Origin of the sequence: Paenibacillus sp. JJ1722 (assembly GCF_048282685.1) — a bacterium.
Classification (GTDB): domain Bacteria; phylum Bacillota; class Bacilli; order Paenibacillales; family Paenibacillaceae; genus Paenibacillus; species Paenibacillus polymyxa_B.
Genome location: NZ_CP182500.1, coordinates 2224233 through 2243438 on the forward strand (window position 1 = coordinate 2224233; position 19206 = coordinate 2243438).

General features: G+C 46.3%; 17 protein-coding genes. 16 read left to right on the forward strand and 1 reads right to left on the reverse strand.

What is annotated here, in order from left to right; translation table 11 throughout:
* The first annotated feature begins 19 nt into the window (after positions 1 to 19).
* From lepB to ACM1ND_RS10125, 8 genes are all read left to right on the forward strand, one after another.
* Positions 20 to 646: a signal peptidase I gene (gene lepB, locus ACM1ND_RS10090; protein ID WP_013309866.1), complete on the forward strand. Its 627-nt coding sequence runs from the start codon at positions 20 to 22 to the stop codon at positions 644 to 646.
* Between the two features lie 86 nt (positions 647 to 732).
* On the forward strand, positions 733 to 1593 hold the full coding sequence (gene ylqF, locus ACM1ND_RS10095; protein ID WP_023988173.1) for a ribosome biogenesis GTPase YlqF: 861 nt from the start codon (positions 733 to 735) through the stop codon (positions 1591 to 1593).
* A 211-nt stretch (positions 1594 to 1804) separates the two neighbouring features.
* Positions 1805 to 2452, forward strand: coding sequence for a ribonuclease HII (locus ACM1ND_RS10100; protein ID WP_209941739.1), 648 nt, complete (start codon positions 1805 to 1807; stop codon positions 2450 to 2452).
* 90 nt (positions 2453 to 2542) lie between these two features.
* Complete coding sequence (locus tag ACM1ND_RS10105; protein WP_418027631.1) at positions 2543 to 4648, forward strand: DNA ligase; 2106 nt, start codon at positions 2543 to 2545, stop codon at positions 4646 to 4648.
* On the forward strand, positions 4645 to 4944 hold the full coding sequence (locus ACM1ND_RS10110) for an EscU/YscU/HrcU family type III secretion system export apparatus switch protein (RefSeq protein WP_023988176.1): 300 nt from the start codon (positions 4645 to 4647) through the stop codon (positions 4942 to 4944). The genes ACM1ND_RS10105 and ACM1ND_RS10110 overlap by 4 nt, the downstream gene beginning before the upstream one ends.
* Complete coding sequence (locus tag ACM1ND_RS10115; protein WP_341062842.1) at positions 4944 to 5327, forward strand: YraN family protein; 384 nt, start codon at positions 4944 to 4946, stop codon at positions 5325 to 5327. Before ACM1ND_RS10110 ends, ACM1ND_RS10115 begins: the two co-directional genes overlap by 1 nt.
* A gap of 155 nt (positions 5328 to 5482) precedes the next feature.
* Entirely contained in the window at positions 5483 to 6034 is a 552-nt protein-coding gene (locus tag ACM1ND_RS10120) for a nitroreductase family protein (RefSeq protein ID WP_025723284.1), read from the forward strand.
* Between the two features lie 163 nt (positions 6035 to 6197).
* Positions 6198 to 7817 (forward strand): YifB family Mg chelatase-like AAA ATPase, encoded by a 1620-nt coding sequence (locus tag ACM1ND_RS10125; RefSeq protein ID WP_076156882.1) that lies wholly within the window; start codon positions 6198 to 6200, stop codon positions 7815 to 7817.
* A gap of 375 nt (positions 7818 to 8192) precedes the next feature.
* Here ACM1ND_RS10125 and ACM1ND_RS10130 read toward each other — a convergent pair whose 3' ends face one another.
* Positions 8193 to 8621 carry an organic hydroperoxide resistance protein gene (locus ACM1ND_RS10130; protein ID WP_025723282.1) on the reverse strand — a complete coding sequence of 143 codons (429 nt, stop codon included), beginning with the start codon at positions 8619 to 8621 and terminating at the stop codon, positions 8193 to 8195.
* Positions 8622 to 8768: 147 nt separating this feature from the next.
* Here ACM1ND_RS10130 and ACM1ND_RS10135 point away from each other — a divergent pair, with 147 nt between their 5' ends.
* The 8 genes from ACM1ND_RS10135 to hslU all read left to right on the forward strand — a co-directional run bounded on the left by ACM1ND_RS10135 (position 8769) and on the right by hslU (position 18818).
* Positions 8769 to 9239, forward strand: a complete 471-nt coding sequence (locus ACM1ND_RS10135; protein ID WP_023988180.1) for a MarR family winged helix-turn-helix transcriptional regulator — start codon at positions 8769 to 8771, stop codon at positions 9237 to 9239.
* 330 nt (positions 9240 to 9569) lie between these two features.
* Positions 9570 to 10730: an ADP-forming succinate--CoA ligase subunit beta gene (sucC, locus tag ACM1ND_RS10140; protein ID WP_053325253.1), complete on the forward strand. Its 1161-nt coding sequence runs from the start codon at positions 9570 to 9572 to the stop codon at positions 10728 to 10730.
* Between the two features lie 49 nt (positions 10731 to 10779).
* The gene (sucD, locus tag ACM1ND_RS10145) at positions 10780 to 11709 is read left to right on the forward strand and encodes a succinate--CoA ligase subunit alpha (protein WP_069080947.1); all 930 of its coding nucleotides are present in this window, start codon (positions 10780 to 10782) and stop codon (positions 11707 to 11709) included.
* A 227-nt stretch (positions 11710 to 11936) separates the two neighbouring features.
* Positions 11937 to 13055, forward strand: coding sequence for a DNA-processing protein DprA (dprA, locus tag ACM1ND_RS10150; protein WP_023988183.1), 1119 nt, complete (start codon positions 11937 to 11939; stop codon positions 13053 to 13055).
* Between the two features lie 286 nt (positions 13056 to 13341).
* Entirely contained in the window at positions 13342 to 15444 is a 2103-nt protein-coding gene (gene topA, locus ACM1ND_RS10155; protein WP_053325254.1) for a type I DNA topoisomerase, read from the forward strand.
* Positions 15445 to 15471: 27 nt separating this feature from the next.
* On the forward strand, positions 15472 to 16812 hold the full coding sequence (gene trmFO / locus ACM1ND_RS10160) for an FADH(2)-oxidizing methylenetetrahydrofolate--tRNA-(uracil(54)-C(5))-methyltransferase TrmFO (protein WP_023988185.1): 1341 nt from the start codon (positions 15472 to 15474) through the stop codon (positions 16810 to 16812).
* A 26-nt stretch (positions 16813 to 16838) separates the two neighbouring features.
* Positions 16839 to 17381 carry an ATP-dependent protease subunit HslV gene (gene hslV / locus ACM1ND_RS10165; protein WP_013309881.1) on the forward strand — a complete coding sequence of 181 codons (543 nt, stop codon included), beginning with the start codon at positions 16839 to 16841 and terminating at the stop codon, positions 17379 to 17381.
* Between the two features lie 36 nt (positions 17382 to 17417).
* Complete coding sequence (gene hslU / locus ACM1ND_RS10170) at positions 17418 to 18818, forward strand: ATP-dependent protease ATPase subunit HslU (RefSeq protein ID WP_075154071.1); 1401 nt, start codon at positions 17418 to 17420, stop codon at positions 18816 to 18818.
* The last annotated feature ends 388 nt before the right edge of the window (positions 18819 to 19206 follow it).

Genomic DNA, 19206 nt, shown 5'->3' on the forward strand with positions numbered 1-19206 from the left:
AAAGAGAGGACAGTGAGCTATGGAGCAAGAAGTAGGACAAGGAGCTGTACAGCAGCCAACTGATCAGGATGGTACGCCCAAGCGTAAACCAAAAAATGAGATTTTTGAGTGGCTCAAGGCCATCATTATTGCGTTAGTGCTTGTCTTTTTAATCCGCTGGCTTCTCTTTAAGCCGTTTATTGTGGATGGCCCGTCGATGCAGCCTAACTTTCATACCGGAGAACGCGTCATTGTAAATGAGATTTTGTATGATTTCCGTGCCCCTAAACCAGGCGAAGTGATCGTGTTTCATGTGCCGGAGGAAGGAAGAGACTTTATCAAACGCGTCATTGCCGTTGAAGGAGATACGGTCAAGGTAGAAGGTGACACGATTACAGTAAATGGTAAGCCGATTCAGGAAGCTTATTTGAAAGCTCCTTTAGAAGAAGCCCATCAGAATGGCGAGCTTTACAACAAGTTTACAAATTTTCCAAATGAGAAGTTTAAGGATGGAAAAGTTCCGGCAGGGCATATTTTTGTAATGGGAGATAACCGTTCCAATAGTACAGACAGTCGGATGATTGGATATATTGATTTGAAGGAAGTCGTAGGTCGGGCTGACGTTATTTTCTGGCCGGCAAAAGATATGCAGTGGATTAACCACTAGAATAACTAATAAGCAGCATAGCTGCCGTAATCCTAACTAAGAGCCTAAGGGTAAAAGTAGGAGTTACGATCAATGGGGTGATGACGGTGACGATTCAATGGTTTCCTGGTCATATGACCAGAGCGCGCCGCCAAATTGAAGCAAAATTAAAGTTAATTGATTTGGTCATTGAGCTGATTGATGCTCGATTGCCGCTCTCCAGCCGAAATCCAATGATTGATGATATTTTGCAAGGCAAGCCGCGGATGATTATTTTGAATAAAGCAGATTTGGCGGACCCGGTAGTATCACAGCAATGGATTGCCTATTTTAAGGAGCAGGGGCATGTGGCCCTTCCTGTGGATGCCACAACTGGGACGGGACTAAAAGAAATTCCGATTCAGGCTAAGCTGCTGCTTAAGGAAAAGATAGATCGGCAGATTAGGAAGGGAATGAACCCGCGTCCTATGCGTGGGTTGATTGTTGGTATTCCGAATGTCGGCAAATCGACACTGATCAACCGAATGGCGGGACGTAATATTGCAGCTACGGGTGACCGTCCAGGGGTAACGAAGGCACAGCAGTGGATCAAGATCGGAGAAATTGAATTGCTGGATACACCAGGTATTCTATGGCCTAAATTTGAGGATCAGAATGTAGGCTATCGTCTGGCAGTTACAGGTGCGATCAAGGAAGAAATTCTGAATGTCGAGGATATTGCCTTTTTTGCGACTAAATATTTGGTTCAGTACTATTGGGATGCACTGGCAGAGCGCTTTGAGCTCACCGAACGTCCTGAAGATACAGAAAATCCTGATGAAATTGTCAACGTTATGGAAGCGATCGGACGTAAACGTGGCTGTATTGTTAGCGGCGGACGTGTAGATCTCGAAAAGGCGTCAAAAATCATTTTGCGTGAGCTGCGTGCAGGGAAGCTGGGACGATTCAGTTTGGAAGCTCCTTACTGATTTTACTGGTACACCGATGCAGAACATAGCATTTTGTGGCAAGGAAGAACCTTCCCCATCTCTCCGGAGAGGAGGAAGGTTTTTTTTTGGTATTTGAAGGCAGTTAGAAAAGGGTTTTGGACGGTGAAGGTCTGTGGTAAGCTGAATTCAATCGCTAGAGCTACGGCATGAATGACGCGTTAAACTACATATAGATGGGCAGGTATTGAATATGGAAAATAAAGAGATTGTAGTGAAGGACATGCTACATTATGAAAAAAAATGCTGGGAGCAGTCTTGTGAGCGGATTGCAGGTATTGACGAGGTAGGTCGTGGATGCCTGTTTGGTGATGTTGTGGCCGCAGCAGTCATTTTACCAGTGGGTGAGTTACTGGAAGGTGTGGATGATTCCAAAAAATTGACGGACAAGAAGAGAGAAGCATACTACGAGCTGATTATGGAGAAGGCTATTGCTGTAGGAGTTGGCTATGTAGACGCGCACACGATTGATGATATCAATATTAAGCAGGCAGCTCGTTTGGCTATGAAGCAGGCTATTGAGGCTTTACATGTATCTCCTGATTATTTACTGGTGGATGCAGAAAAGGTAGATGTGCCTATTCCTCAGCTCTCTATTATTAAAGGAGATGCGAACAGTCAGTCCATTGCGGCAGCCTCTATCATCGCCAAGGTAACCCGTGATCGGCTGTGTAAAGGTGAATGGGATGCGAAGTATCCGGAATATGGGATCGGTATACATAAAGGTTACGCTACCAAGTTGCACAGGGAACAAATTTTGGCGCTAGGACCTACAAAGATGCATAGACGCAGCTTTCTGGGCAATTTGTTGACGGAGCAACCGACACTGTTTGATCTGTAGTTACTTATTATGAATCGGGACAATGCCGATATAAAGTATAACTAATACCATAAGCCCCTTTGAATGGGGGAGAGTGAGAGGAGGGGCGATATGAACATCGGATCTGTATTTCGTGGATTACTTGGAGATGTGAAGGCTGGAGAGGCTAAAAAACTTGATATGCAGCCAGGCCAGGTCGTACGAGGAGTCGTGCTAAAGGTGTCTGAGGACGGCGGTGAGGCTGTGTTGCAAATACAAGGTTCTCAGGTCAGGGCAAAGCTGGAGACCCCTCTTCAACCTGGACAGACTACAACGTTTCAGGTTCAACCGGCTTCCCCCAGCGGAATGACGGTGCTTAAGCCTCTGAACGATGTGGCCAATACACCACAGCAAACCGTAGCGCTGACAGATGTATTGGAATCGGTGGGACTGCCGGATACAGCTCAGAACAGGGAGCTTATACAGGCAATGCAAAAGAATGGTGTGCCGTTGACGTCGGAAAATGCGTCTTCTTTGCGAGAAGCTATGGCGAAGCAAAGCGGCAATGTACAATTGGGAACGTTTGTGCAGGCGGCGGCAGTTGCCTTTCAACGGGGACTTCCATTGACGGCAGAAAGCATAAACGGATTGCGTCAAGCGATGTTTGGGCCTCCTTTAAATGATCTGTTGTCTTCGCTGGAGCAAGAGCTTGAAACGGTATTAAAACAGCAAGCACAGGGAATATCCACTGATCGTTCAGTGGGGGAATCGACAGCTATAAAGAACGCTGACCGAATGTCTACTAGTCCAACAGGTGCTTCTTCTGTGGTGGTAGATGGACAGGAAGGCCAAGCACCTCTATTGTCCAAGGATGCTTCTGCCGCTGCAAAGCAGACAGAAGCTGGACAAACCACAGGCGGCAAGGAATTTTTAAAAGGGACTCAAGCAGCCAACCTTGCTGCAGCAGCGAGTGCTTTGGCAACAGATTCAGATACTGCGACGGGGGCTACATCTGCAGCCAAAGGGACTGCTCCAGGAGAATCGGAGGCAGCCAATGGACGCGGAGCGACAGTGGCATCGGAAGCTGGCGTAAATGCGCCAGAATCGAGTGCTGATGCATTAAATGGTCCCCGCACCAGAGTGGAGCAGTCACAGTCACAGCAAGCTACTGCGGCAAGCACACAGCTTAAGGATACGGATGGCGCTCCAGCGGCTGCCACGGCAGAGCCTGCGGGGGCCAAGCCCGCCTTAACCGCAGCCACGGCTGACCGTCTCTCCGCACAGCAGGCTGGTGCCCCTGTGCCGCAATCCACAGCAGGCAACACTGCTGCGCCAGAGGTGCCGCTCCAGCGGCTGCGCACGTTGCTGCAAGAGCTACGCGCGGCGGTGCCACCCGCGCTGAGCACGGCCGTGCCAGAGCAGCCCGCAACGGAAGTGGCGCAGCGGGCGGCTGGCGCCTCGCGGGCCGCAGACGCCGCTGCATCGCAGCCTGTGGCGTCCAGCCCGCAGCTCACCCCCACGGAAGACCCGTGGGTGGGCCGCGTACTGAAGCTGCTCGGTGCAGAGCACGAGCAGCAAGTGCACCGCGCGACTACACAGGTCGCGCAAGGGGCGGCGGCACGTATGGAGCCGCCAGAGGGAATGCCCCAGACGTTGCCGGGATTAGCGGCTGCGTCAGGCGACACGGTGTCAGCAGACGCAGACACCGTAAAAGGGGCACTGCTCCAGCTGATGAGCAGTGACGACCTGCCGCCCGCTTTGAAAGAGGCGGCTCAGCAGGTTGTACAGCACCTGACAGGTCAGCAGTTGCTGCTCAATACAGACCGAACGGCGCCTTTTGCACAAGTACACATGTTTATACCGTTCGTTGGACCGGACGGTCGTGAAACAGCTACGATCCAGATTCAGTCCCGCCGCGGCAAACGGGGAGAGCTGGACGCCTCCAACTGTCGTCTTTGGTTTGATTTGGACATGAAGGGACTTGGGCCGACCCTGGTAGATGTCCAGGTTGTAGATCGGATTGTAAGTGTCAAGCTCCATAATGATCATGAATGGGCGGCTTCGTTGTTAACCAGTGGGCGTGAGTCCATTCACACAGCGTTGGAGTCACTAGGATACCAGCTTCTATCGCTTCGTACCGAGCCCATGCCCATAAGGACTGAACAGAACAGCCTCGCCTCTTCTGAAGTACAAAGCTATGTGCCTCAGCCGTATAAAGGAGTCGATCTTAAAATATGAAAGAGCCGTTGGAACCTCCTTCTCCTTCCATAAAGAAGGCGGTCGCCCTTAAATATACGCCTGGCGAGAGCGAAGCACCGATTGTCGTTGCCAAAGGGAGCGGCCGTATTGCGGATAGCATTTTAGAAAAAGCTAAAGAACATGGTGTTCCAGTACAGGAGGATGCTGCGCTGGTAGAAGTACTGTCCAAACTTGATTTGGACGAACAAATCCCTGCTGAGCTCTATCAGTTGGTGGCAGAGGTGCTTACTTATATATATCAAATGGATCGGCTTGCATCAAGGGATGACTGGTGATGCGTAATGAGATGAAGGCTGGAAGCAAGGATCAACGGAAAGCCAAAGGAGCGATGGGCGAAGAGGCAGCGGCTTTGTTTTTAGAAAACTTGGGTTACCGAATCATAGAGCGTAATTGGCGGTGCCGCAGTGGTGAAATAGATCTGATTGCCAAGCAGGAGCATACACTCGTGTTTATTGAGGTACGTAGTCGAAGTAGCTCCAAATATGGAACGCCAGCAGAATCAGTTACTGCGCGTAAAATAGCCCAAGTTCGCCAAACAGCCGCTGTATATTTGCATATGAACGGGATTGGAGATGCTCCAATCCGCTTTGACATGATTTCTGTACAATTAATTGACGAAAAGGCAGTTGTTACAAACCATTTAATAGGCGCATTTTAAAAGAGTAAGAGCTTTTTCGAAGGTAAGAGTGCGTGACTGAATTCATATGTGCAGGTTGACAGGAAGGAAAGCTACAGGTATATTTTATTGAGAATAGTTATCATTTTCATCTGGAAATGAATATCGAGCAGTTGTACCTGTGAAGGAGGATTTACGTGACAAAGCATACCTTTAGTGAACATGTCATAGATGTAATTCAGGAACGCCGGACGATTAAACGATTTAAATCCGACTCCATTCCGGTAGATACGATCAAAGAACTGCTGGACGTCGCTGTGTGGGCTCCTAATCATAAAATGCGTGAACCGTGGCGTTTTCTGTTGTTTGCTGGTGAAGGACGGAAAAAGCTTGCAAAAGCAATTGCAGCCGATATCGGTAAGGACAACAAGTTTGAGAGCGGCATTTTGCACAACCCGATCCAGCTTTTAGTAGTGCTGGAAGAAGACCCGCGTCAAGCGGTTTGGGATGAGGATTTTGCAGCGGTCAGCGCGCTTGTACAAAACTTTATGCTTGCCGCATGGAGCAAAGGAATCGGAACGTTTTGGGTGACAAAGCCATTTTTGTATTCGCCTAAGTTCCGTGAGCACTTGGGAATTCAACCAGGTGAGAAGGTAATAGGAATGATATATGCAGGCTATCCTGACGTTATCCCGGAATCAAGACCACGTACTCCCGCAGCTGATAAGCTGACCTTGTTTGACAAATAATCTGTCGTCAGATAAACTTAGTCAAGAATTTTGAAAGCATAGTTCGGAGCTAAAATTTCGAACATCACATTTGCAAAGAATGAAAATTTGGAAGCACCTTTTTTCATATATGCAATGATTCCCGAGAGGGAGCATTCCAATATGAGGAGAGGTGCTTTTTGATATGTATGGAAAATTACACGGAGCTTGTCTGTATGGAATAGATGGCGTTCTGATTGAAGTTGAGACTGATTTGTCCAATGGCTTGCCTCAGACAGCGATTATAGGATTGCCGGATTCGGCGATTCGAGAGGCAGTGGAGCGTGTCAGAGCAGCAATTAAAAACTGTGGCTTTAAATATCCGTCCCAGCGTGTCACGATTAATTTAGCTCCTGCTGATTTGCGTAAGGAAGGTTCATCTTTTGACCTTGCTATCGCTTTAGGGTTGCTGACAACCAGTGAACAGGTCGTTTTACCCGTGGGAGAACGGACGCTGTTTATTGGCGAGCTGGCGCTGGATGGCAGTATTCGCCCTGTAAATGGGGTGCTGTCCATGGTTGATCTGGCCAAGCGAGAAGGATTCAACTCCGTGCTGCTTCCCCAGGAAAACGCAAGCGAGGCTCGTCTGATTACGGGTATACGTATTTACGCTATACGTCATCTAGCAGATCTTATCCCGATTGAAAATTGTGCACAAGGGACTGTTGATAGGCAAGCGACAAATCAGAGTTGTACTGCCAGTAAACAAGTCTTGATCTGTTCCTATGACCATTTACCTCAGGCAGAGCAAATACCGTTGTGTGAGAAAGAAGAGATAACTAGCAACATGGAGGATTACAGCGATGTGCTGGGTCAGCTGCACGCCAAGCGTGCGTTAGTCATCGCTGCAGCCGGAATGCATAATATCCTGCTCATGGGACCGCCGGGGGCTGGAAAAACAATGCTCATCCGCAGGTTGCCATCTATCCTTCCGCCTTTGACTGAAAGAGAGGCGCTTGAAGTCACGAAAGTATACAGCGCCGCCGGGAAGTGGAAGGAGTCATCGCCCCATCTGATGAATATTCGTCCCTTCCGGTCGCCTCATCATACGATCTCTGCTGCTGGTTTGGTGGGTGGGGGAGGTATACCCAAACCAGGAGAAATCAGTCTTGCACACCGGGGGATTTTATTTCTGGATGAGTTGCCTGAGTTTAGCCGTCATGTACTAGAAGTGCTGCGTCAACCTTTGGAAGACCACAATGTTACGATCAGTCGTTCACGTGCTGTTTTTAAGTATCCGGCGCATTTTTTACTTGCTGCCTCTTTAAATCCGTGTCACTGTGGCTTTTTCGGAAATGATACGGAACATCAGCGCTGTACCTGTTCACCTGCAGCAGTAGCTCGCTACCGTTCACGTATTTCCGGTCCACTGCTGGATCGGATTGATCTTCAGCTTGAAGTATCGCAGCCGAAGGATTGGCGGGAGGAAAAAGAATCATTGTCATCCGCTGAAATGCGAAGGCAGGTGCTGGCTGCTCAAGCGATACAAATCCACAGATATAGCAAGCTTCCCTTTTCATGGAATAGTGAGCTGTCCGGTCAGATGCTTCGTAAATATGCCGTATTAGAAAAAAATGCAGCGGACTTGCTTGATCAGACAATGGACGCACTCGGTTTAAGCATGCGTGCGTATGATCGAATTCTCAAGCTTTCGCGTACCATTGCAGACTTACATGACTCAGAGAAAATTTTGACTTCACATGTGGCTGAAGCTATTCAATACCGCCACATGGATAGAGCAAATGCCAGTTTTCCTGAAAGTTAAAAAGGCGATAAAACTTAGTAGTTATAACACAATCATTTTTATGAAAGAGTTTTTCCAAAGGGTATGTACAATAGAAAATGGAAAAAAAGGACAAAAAAAGCTCCAGACAATAAAGATCTGGAGAAGAAAAATAAGATTATGACATTAGTGATTATACTATGAATATATCAGTTCCGTATATACGTTTATGCAGCATCTCCCATGTTACTTGATGGAAAAAAACAAACAGTCTTTAACGAAGGGATAGCTGAAAGGATAACAAGCCCCTCGACAAAAACGGTTGAGGGGTTTGTTGTGAAATTCATTCTAACGAAACTATTGAATCCATGAAGAGAGATGAAGACGTCCCCCTACATGTACTAAATAAAATCTAAGTTACAAAACGTTCAGTTTCACTTCAATATTACCGCGGGTAGCGCGGGAGTATGGACATTGTTCGTGTGCGCCTTCCACCAGTTTTAATGCAGTTTCATGATCGACGCCTTTTACCAATACATCGAGGTTTACTCCAATTCCGAAGCCGCCGTCTTCCACTTTGCCGAAATGGACCGTAGCTGTTACTTCAGTACCTTCATGCTTAACACGTTGCATGCGAGCAACCATATTTAAAGCACTATCAAAGCAAGCGGAATAGCCTGCTGCGAACAATTGCTCTGGATTCGTACCTGCACCGCCTGCGCCGCCCATTTCTTTTGGGGTATCAATATCTAAACGAAGTTCAGGGGAAGAAGACTCGATATAACCGTTACGTCCACCAACCGCTTTTACTGTTGTTTCATACATTTTTTGTTGAATGGTCATCATAATCCAATCACTGCCTCTCGCTCAATTTATATTTTACACAATTTAATTTATCAAAATAATTATCGTTTGTAAAGTATTTTGTGCAATTAGCATGTATTTTATTATATAATGTGCTAAAATAATGACGAAAGTAGGTGATCAGACAGCATGGAAAACAACCCTAATGAAGGTACAGCGTTAAAACTTGATAATCAGTTATGCTTTGCCATATATGCATGCTCCAGAGAGATTACGAAGTTATACCAGCCTTATCTGGAAAAGCTCGGTGTGACGTACTCGCAATATTTGGTACTTATCGTGCTCTGGGAGCGTGAAGAGTGTACAGTGAAGGAATTGGGTGAGGCACTATATTTGGACTCCGGCACACTAACTCCGCTATTGAAGAGATTGCAGAACGCCGGGCTGATCGATCGAAAGCGTTCCACTCAGGATGAGCGTAAGGTGCTGATTTCTTTGACGACAGAGGGAAGCGCATTGCGGGAAAAAGCTCTATCTGTACCAGGATGCATCCAGGAAAAAACAAGTATGACTCATGATCAATTTGGGTCGCTTCTGCTCCAGTTCAATGATCTGCTTGACCGTGTTCATCAAGCGAATGTACAAATTGAAAAATCATAAGGTATTTTCAGTTGCTCTTGCGAATCTTATGGCATGAGTTGTTCTCAGCTGAAAGTAATAATGCTTGAAGAAATAAAGTGCCTCTTAATGCGGATTAGGTAATCCCATGTTGTAGAGGTGCTTTTTTTTTGTGTGAATTTGTATTAATGGTAATATCCAATAATATCCAAGCATTCGATTTTGGGAATGATAATGATATCAAAATACTGTAATTCATGAGGTTAAATTATAAGGAAAGCGTTTTAAAAACATGTTACAATGATGTAGGTTTAGTATAGATTTCCTTGTGAACCGCCCTTGTTGCAGTCATGTTGATAGGAGGATTCCAGAATGAATATCCATGAATATCAGGGTAAAGAAGTATTAAAGCAGTACGGAGTGGCTGTACCGAACGGTAAGGTTGCCTATACGGTGGAGGAAGCCGTTGCTGCGGCAGAATCGCTTGGAAGCGCTGTTACGGTGGTAAAAGCACAAATTCATGCTGGTGGTCGCGGTAAAGCGGGTGGCGTGAAAGTTGCCAAAGGTTTGGATGAGGTGCGGACTTTTGCTTCTGAAATTTTGGGTAAGGTGCTGGTGACGCATCAGACCGGACCTGAAGGTAAAGAGGTCAAACGCCTTTTGGTTGAGGAAGGCTGCGATATTCGTAAAGAATATTACGTCGGCGTTGTCGTAGATCGTGCGACTGGACGTATCGTAATGATGGCCTCAGAAGAAGGCGGTACGGAAATCGAAGAGGTGGCTGCAGCCACTCCGGAGAAGATTTTTAAAGCGGTTGTTGATCCAGCGATTGGGCTTCAGGTGTATCAGGCACGTAAGTTGGCGTATGACATTAATATTCCTAATGAACTGGTAAACAAAGCGGTCAAGTTTATGCTGGCGCTATACGAAGCTTTTGTGGACAAGGACTGTTCGATTGCAGAAATCAATCCCTTAGTCGTTACGGGTGATGGGAATGTACTGGCGTTGGATGCCAAACTGAATTTTGATTCTAATGCGTTGTTCCGTCATAAGGATATTTTGGAATTGCGTGATTTGGATGAAGAGGATGAGAAGGAAATTGAGGCATCTAAATACGATCTAAGTTATATCGCTCTGGACGGAAATATTGGCTGTATGGTCAATGGTGCGGGTTTGGCGATGGCAACCATGGATATTATTAAATATTACGGTGGCGATCCGGCCAACTTCCTAGACGTAGGGGGCGGTGCGACGACGGAAAAGGTAACCGAAGCGTTCAAAATCATTTTGTCCGATCCAAAGGTAGAAGGTATTTTCGTGAACATTTTCGGCGGAATTATGCAGTGTGACATCATTGCGAACGGCGTCGTGGAGGCTGCCAAACAGTTGGGGCTGACTCGTCCGCTTGTTGTCCGTCTTGAAGGTACGAATGTTGAGCTCGGCAAACAGATTTTAGCGGAATCCGGTTTGAATATCGTGGCAGCCGATTCCATGGCGGATGGCGCCCAAAAAATCGTCGAACTTGTTCAATAGCCTGTTTGCATTCCGATATGCCGAATAAACGATAGGGGATGTGAAGATCGTGAGTATTTTGGTCGATAAGCATACAAAGGTGATTACACAGGGGATTACGGGAAAAACGGCGTTGTTTCATGCCAAGGGTGCACTTGATTACGGTACACAAATGGTAGGTGGCACCTCTCCAGGTAAGGGAGGCACCGAGGTAGAAATTACACTGGAGAACGGACAACAGGTCAAATTGCCGGTGTTTAATACAGTGAGCGAAGCCAAGGAAGCTACTGGCGCTACAGCGAGCGTGATTTACGTGCCACCAGCTTTTGCCGCAGATTCCATTTTGGAGGCTGTAGATTCGGAATTAGATCTCGTGATTTGTATCACGGAGGGCATTCCGGTGCTTGATATGATCAGGGTCAAACGTTTTATGGAAGGTAAAAAGACCGTTCTGATTGGCCCTAACTGCCCGGGCGTTATTACGCCAGGAGAATGTAAAATCGGTATTATGCCAGGTTACATTCATCTACCAGGTCATGTAGGCGTTGTGTCACGTAGTGGTACTTTGACCTATGAAGCAGTGCATCAGTTAACGACCCGAGGTATAGGACAATCTTCTGCGGTTGGTATTGGCGGTGACCCCGTTAAAGGTTCAGAATTCATTGATATTTTGCAACGCTTCAATGAGGACCCCAACACTCATGCTGTCATTATGATCGGAGAAATTGGTGGTACAGCCGAGGAAGAGGCTGCCGAGTGGATCAGGGATAATATGACGAAGCCAGTGGTTGGTTTTATCGGCGGTGTGACTGCGCCTCCAGGCAAACGGATGGGGCATGCAGGTGCCATTATTTCTGGTGGAAAAGGAACGGCCAAAGAGAAAATTGCCACGCTTGAAGCCTGTGGGATCAAGGTGGCACCGACTCCTTCCGAAATGGGCTCGACACTGGTAAGTGTGCTGGAAGCACGTGGTATTTTGAATTTGTGTACGACACATTAAATCGTGTTTCTTCATTAATATACAGGCCATAAAACTGCATCGAAATTTGCCGCAGGCTAGTGTATAATGAAAGAAAGGTAAGCAACCTTTTTATCTTCTGAAACAGGGGATGAAAAGGTTGCTTTTTTTGCGTTAAGACAGGCTTGTCAGGGAAACGCTTGCAAAATGATTCATTGTGCCACAAAATAAGGGAGGGTTCACTCTTCCGTGAATGGGGGAACCATAGTTTGGAAGAAAGATGGCTTTTGTTAGGCTTACATGAGTTAGAGGGAATCGGAAGAAAAACAATTCAGCGTATTTGGTCGAGTGACTATCAATTGCATGAGCTACTGCATTTTAGCGAACAGAAGTGGATCGAGATAGGGTTAAGCCCTGCTCAGGCACGCATTGCGGCTCAGTGTTATGATGAAGAATGGGTGCATGAACGATATCAGCGAGTTCAATCCGGTGATATTGGAACGGTAACTTATGTGGACGAGGATTATCCCCTATTAATGAAGGAAACAGTTGACCCACCTTGGGTAATGTATACAAAAGGGGATAAATCACTTTTGCATACATGTTCTATAGCCATGGTAGGAACCCGCGTTCCCACCGCTTATGGACGTAGAGCAGCGGAGATACTAACAGAGGGATTATGTAATGCAGGGATTACAATCGTTAGCGGATTGGCGAGAGGGATTGACAGTATTTGTCACGAAACAGCCCTGCGTCGGGGAGGAAACACGATTGGTGTACTGGGAACAGCGATTGATCAAATTTATCCTCCCCAAAATGCGTCTTTATTTGCAGAGATGGCTAGCAATGGCTTGATCTTATCAGAGTATCCTCCAGGCACAAGGTCGCATCCAGGAATGTTTCCACAACGTAATCGGATTATAGCCGGTCTAACGAAGGGAACGCTTGTTGTCGAAGCAGATGCAAGAAGCGGCTCCTTGATTACCGCTGATGCTGCACTGGAGGCAAATCGAGATGTGTTTGCTGTTCCCGGACCCATTACGTCACCGAAGAGTAGAGGTACGCTGAGCTTGATTAAGCAAGGGGCAAAAACGGTCACTGAAGCTTCGGATATTATTGAGGAGTATGAAGCAGATTTGCGTACAAGGGAGGTTTCTTCATACAATAGAGAGCAGAGTCTTAATCTGAAGGAGGTCTCCAAAGTGCCAGAAAGTGAGACTTCTGAGGAAAACCGTGTCATACTGTTGCTTGAACAGGGAACCATGACACTGGATGAACTGCTTGATGCTACGGCATGGGATTTTGGACTTTTACATGCAGTTCTGTTATCGTTAATCATAAAAAAAAGGATCGCCCAGCTAGCGGGCACAAAATACAAGCTTATTTAGTAGTTGTTTTTGCAAAGTCCTTAGTTAGTAAATGCACAAATTCAATTTTAAACATCAGGTGGAGGGCAGTATGGCATTCATCCGCGTCGCGGATTCTTACTCCTTCCCCACTTCCTGAAATGTGTTGACATTATGACTCGCAGCAGCGGAGCAGATGGAATTTTTCTGAAGAATCTCAGCGATCCGGAAGAATGACCAATCTGTGAAGCTCTCTATCGCGTCATAACTCACCACATTTCAGGAAGTCTATCATATTCATGTGTGTAATTGAGAGGAGGAAGAGCCTATGGCGGATTCACTCGTCATCGTGGAATCGCCTTCCAAGGCGAAGACGATCGGCAAATACTTAGGCAGCAAATATATCGTCAAGGCTTCCATGGGTCATATCAGGGATTTACCGAAGAGTCAGATCGGCGTAGAGGTCGAAAATGATTTTAATCCCAAATACATTACCATTCGAGGTAAAGGCTCAATTCTAAAAGAATTAAAGGATGCCCGAAAAAAAGTAAAAAAAGTATATCTGGCGGCTGACCCGGATCGCGAAGGTGAAGCTATTGCCTGGCATCTGGCGCATGCGCTGGAACTGGACGATACAGCAGATTGCCGTGTTGTATTTAATGAAATTACGAAGCAGGCTGTCAAAGATGCTTTTAAAACACCCCGTAAAATCAATATGGATTTGGTCAATGCTCAGCAGGCACGACGGATACTGGATCGACTTGTTGGCTACAAAATCAGCCCGTTGCTCTGGAAAAAGGTGAAAAAGGGCCTATCCGCTGGGCGTGTGCAGTCGGTTGCGGTGAAAATTATTTTGGACCGGGAAAACGAGATCAATGAGTTTGTACCGGAAGAATACTGGACGATTACAGCTAAACTAGCTATTAAAGACAGTACCTTTGAAGCGAAATTTCATAAGCTGCGCGGTGAAAAGAAAGAACTCTCTAGCGAAGCGGATGTACAAGAAGTGTTAGAAGCTATCGGAAAATCGTCCTACAAGGTACGCGATGTTAAAGAGAAAGAGCGTTTACGCAATCCTTCTCCTCCATTCACAACAAGTTCCTTGCAGCAGGAGGCGGCTCGGAAGCTCAACTTCCGTGCATCTAAAACGATGTCTGTAGCTCAGCAGCTATATGAGGGTGTGGATTTAGGTAAAGAAGGGACCGTGGGTCTGATTACGTATATGCGTACGGATTCCACACGGATCGCCGCTTCAGCTCAAGAGGAAGCGAAAGAATTAATTATTCAAAAATATGGCGAAGCTTTTGTACCTGAAACTCCTCGTCAATATTCAAAAAAAGCGGCCAACGCCCAGGATGCGCATGAAGCGATTCGTCCAACCTCTGCGTTACGCGATCCGGAAACAGTTAAGCCGTTTATGAGTCGGGATCAGTTCCGTTTGTACAAATTGGTATGGGAACGTTTCATGGCCAGCCAGATGGCTTCTGCTATTATGGATACTTTGTCCGTAGATATTGAAGCGGGTGAGACGATATTCCGGGCAGCAGGTTCTAAGGTCCGTTTTCCAGGTTTCATGAAAGTGTATGTAGAGGGAAATGACGACGGTAAAACCGAAGAAGATAAACTGCTGCCACCACTTCATCCAGGCGATAAATTAAAAAAAGAAGCGGTTGAGCCGAAGCAGCATTTTACACAACCGCCTCCCCGTTATACGGAAGCGCGACTGGTGAAGACGCTGGAAGAACTGGGTATAGGACGTCCAAGTACGTATGCACCAACGCTGGAAACCATTCAGAAACGTGGGTACGTTGCTATTGAAGAGAAGAAGTTTTTCCCTACAGAGCTGGGCGAATTGGTCATCGAACAGATGGAGGAGTTCTTCCCAGAGATTCTGAATGTGGAGTTTACAGCTAATATGGAAGGTGATCTTGACCACGTCGAAGAAGGCGAAGGTAATTGGGTCAAGGTGTTGAGTGACTTTTACGAGTCATTCGAGAAGCGACTTGAAGTGGCTGAAGAAGAAATGAAAGAAATTGAAATAAAAGATGAAGTATCCGATGTCATTTGTGATAAGTGTGGCAGCCAAATGGTGTATAAGCTTGGCCGATTTGGTAAATTCCTGGCCTGTTCTGCTTTTCCAGATTGCCGTAACACAAAGCCAATTGTTAAGGATATCGGGATTAATTGTCCTACATGCGGTGAGGGTCATGTCGTCGAACGACGGAGTAAAAAGGGACGTGTCTTCTATGGATGTGACCGCTACCCGGAATGTGATTTTGTTTCCTGGGATAAACCGTCCATTAAGCCTTGCCCAAGTTGCAGTAGCCTAATGGTCGAAAAACGTACAAAACAAGGAACGAAGCTCAACTGTACTGTCTGCGATCACAGCGAAATGCTGGAAGAGAGCGATGAGAGCGTAGAGACTTCTTAAGAACAACAATAGCAGGGGGATTTAAACGTGAGTGAACTACAAAAGGTAACGGTCATCGGAGCAGGTTTGGCGGGCAGCGAAGCTGCCTGGCAAATTGCAAGCCGTGGAGTGCCAGTTAAGTTATATGAAATGAGGCCGGTTGTAAAAACACCAGCACATCATACAGATAAATTTGCCGAACTGGTATGCAGTAATTCCTTGCGGGCAAACGGCCTAACGAATGCAGTAGGCGTACTGAAGGAAGAGATGAGAATACTGAACTCCTTGATTCTGAGTGCAGCAGATCGTCATGCTGTTCCGGCTGGCGGTGCATTGGCAGTGGATCGTGACGGATTTTCCGGTCATATTACTGATACGCTTCATCAACACCCTTTGATCGAGGTTGTTAATGAAGAGCTTCAGGAAATCCCACAGGACGGTATTGTGGTCATTGCGACGGGGCCTTTAACTTCTCCAGCTTTGTCGGAACAGATTAAATCGCTGATGGGAGAGGAGTATTTTTATTTTTACGATGCGGCAGCCCCGATTGTAGAAAAGGACTCTATCGACATGAGCAAGGTTTATCTGGCTTCCCGTTATGATAAGGGAGAAGCAGCGTACTTGAATTGTCCGATGAACGAAGCGGAATTTGATGCTTTTTATGAGGCTCTGATTACGGCTGAGGTAGCGCAAGTCAAGGAATTCGAAAAAGAAATTTATTTCGAAGGCTGTATGCCCATCGAAGTGATGATGCAACGTGGGAAACAAACGGCATTGTTCGGACCGATGAAACCTGTGGGTCTCGTAAATCCACATACAGGTGAACTGCCCCACGCAGTTGTTCAGCTTCGGCAGGATAACGCCGCAGGAACGTTGTATAATCTGGTTGGTTTCCAGACTCACCTCAAATGGGGGGAGCAAAAGCGTGTATTTTCAATGATTCCGGGTCTTGAAGAGGCAGAGTTTGTTCGTTACGGTGTGATGCATCGCAATACCTTTATTAATTCTCCGCAGCAACTTCATCCAACCTATCAGTTCAAGGGAAGAAGTAATCTATTCTTCGCCGGACAAATGACCGGTGTAGAGGGATATGTGGAGTCGGCGGCTTCTGGTCTGCTGGCCGGGATGAATGCGGCACGAGCAGCGCGTGGACAGGAAATGTTTGTATTTCCTGCAGAAACGACATTAGGCAGCATGGCGCGGTATATTACGACCGCTGATTTTAAGCATTTTCAACCGATGAATGCAAATTTTGGTTTGCTTCCAAAGTTGGAGAAACGGATTCGTAACAAAAAGGAAAAAAATGAAGCTCTCGCTAATCGCGCGCTGGAAAGTTTGCATGGTTATATCAACGAAACGGGAGTTATGTCAGCTGAAGTACAGGCATAAGGATGAAGGAAAAGGAGGAGCGCGTTATGGATATGTCCTTTCATGCTACCACCATCTGCGCTGTACGCCACAATGGCAAAGGAGCTATTGCGGGTGATGGACAGGTAACGTTCGGCAACAGTGTTGTAATGAAGCAGACGGCAAAAAAAGTGCGCAGATTGTATCGTGGTCAGGTCGTTGCGGGATTTGCGGGTTCGGTGGCAGATGCTATCACGTTATTTGAAAAGTTCGAAAATAAGCTAGAGGAACACCACGGAAATCTTCAAAGAGCAGCCGTGGAACTGGCCAAGGACTGGCGTCAGGATCGTATTCTGCGCAAGCTGGAAGCGCTCATGATTGTGATGGACTCATCCGGAATGCTGCTCATTTCTGGAGGCGGCGAAATTATCGAGCCGGATGATGATGTGCTTGCGATTGGCTCAGGTGGTAATTTTGCATTGGCGGCTGCCCGTGCTTTCAAACGCCATGGCTCTGGCATGGAAGCAAAGGACATGGCACGGGAAGCGCTAGAGGTTGCTTCGGAAATATGTGTGTATACGAACAATCAGATTATCGTGGAAGAACTGTAAATCGGCTCTGAGTATTCAAGGGTGGAGGAGTGCAAAATGAATAATCAATCGTTGACGCCCAGACAAGTGGTATCCGAGCTGGATAAGTATATTGTCGGACAAAAGGAAGCTAAAAAATCTGTTGCTGTTGCCTTGCGTAACCGTTATCGGCGTAGTAAGCTACCGGATGATATCCGGGATGAAATTGTGCCTAAAAATATTTTGATGATCGGACCAACAGGTGTGGGTAAAACTGAAATTGCACGTAGACTTGCACGGCTCGTGGGGGCTCCTTTTGTCAAGGTAGAGGCGACCAAATTTACAGAAGTGGGTTACGTCGGTCGTGATGTGGAATCCATGGTGCGTGATCTGATGGAAACCTCTATTCGCATCGTTAAGACGGAACGAACAGAGAATGTGAAGGACAAAGCGGAAGACATGGCAAATGAACGGATTGTCAGCATCCTTGTACCTGCAGAAAAGTCAAACAAATCGCAACGTAATCCCTTTGAAATGCTATTTGGCAATAACACGGGAACTTCGGTAGAAGAAGAACCACCACAACAGGATGGATCTTTGGCAGAAAAGCGCCGTAAGGTTAAATTCGATCTGTTGTCTGGTAAGCTTGAGGATGATGTTATAGAGATTGATGTGGAGGATACTGCACCCAATATGCTCGATATGTTTGCTGGGCAAGGGAATGAACAAATGGGTATGAATATGCAGGAGATGTTCGGAAGTTTTCTGCCCAAGCGGACGAAGAAGCGCAAGCTACCAGTCAAGGAAGCTCGCAAGGTGTTGATTCAAGATGAAGCCGCCAAATTGATCGATATGGATGATGTGATTCAGGAGTCTGTGAAGCGTGCTGAGCAATCCGGTATTATTTTTATTGATGAAATAGATAAGATTGCCAGCCAGGGTAAGGGTAGTGGCCCCGATGTGTCAAGAGAAGGCGTCCAGCGCGATATTTTACCTATTGTCGAGGGATCTACTATCATGACCAAATACGGTCCGGTAAGAACAGATTACATTCTGTTTATTGCTGCAGGTGCTTTTCATGTTGCAAAACCATCTGACCTGATCCCTGAGCTTCAGGGCCGTTTCCCAATCCGTGTGGAATTAAGTAGCCTGACCTTGGATGAGTTTGTGTCGATATTGACGGAGCCTAAAAATGCGCTGACCAAGCAATACACTGATTTACTCCGTACTGAGGAGATTGAAGTCGAATTTTCTGAGGAAGCGATCCGTGAGATTGCCAGCATTGCTGAGTCTGTAAATCGCAACACCGAAAATATTGGCGCACGTCGTTTGCATACCATTCTAGAAAAGCTGCTGGAGGATCTGTCGTTTGAAGCACCAGAGCTTACATTGGATCGTATGATCATTACCCCGGAATATGTACGTGAGAAGCTGGGAGATATTGCCCAAAACAGGGACCTTAGTCAGTATATTTTATGAATAGGGTTTCTAAAAATAGGGTGTGTGGTCCAGAATAACACTATCTTGCACCGTCGTTTAGACCTAGATAATGGTCAAGTTGATGATTTTTCTGTCTATTCCAAAAGTAGGACGTATAATCTTTTACAGGTGTAAAGTGCTAAGAAAACATTCATTTTCTTGAAATAAACCTGAAAAATTTAACATTTTATGCATCTAAAGCCCTCTTTTTTAAAAAAGATAGGGCTTTTTTCTTATTGTAATTAGGTCCCAACTCTACGAAACTTAGAATATATGACAGAAAGTTATTATTTTCTACTTAAGACCTAAAAGAAATGTATAATTATGAAATTTTATTGTCGAAAAAAAGTGAAAAATCTTGTTTTATTGAATCTTACTTTGGAGTAGA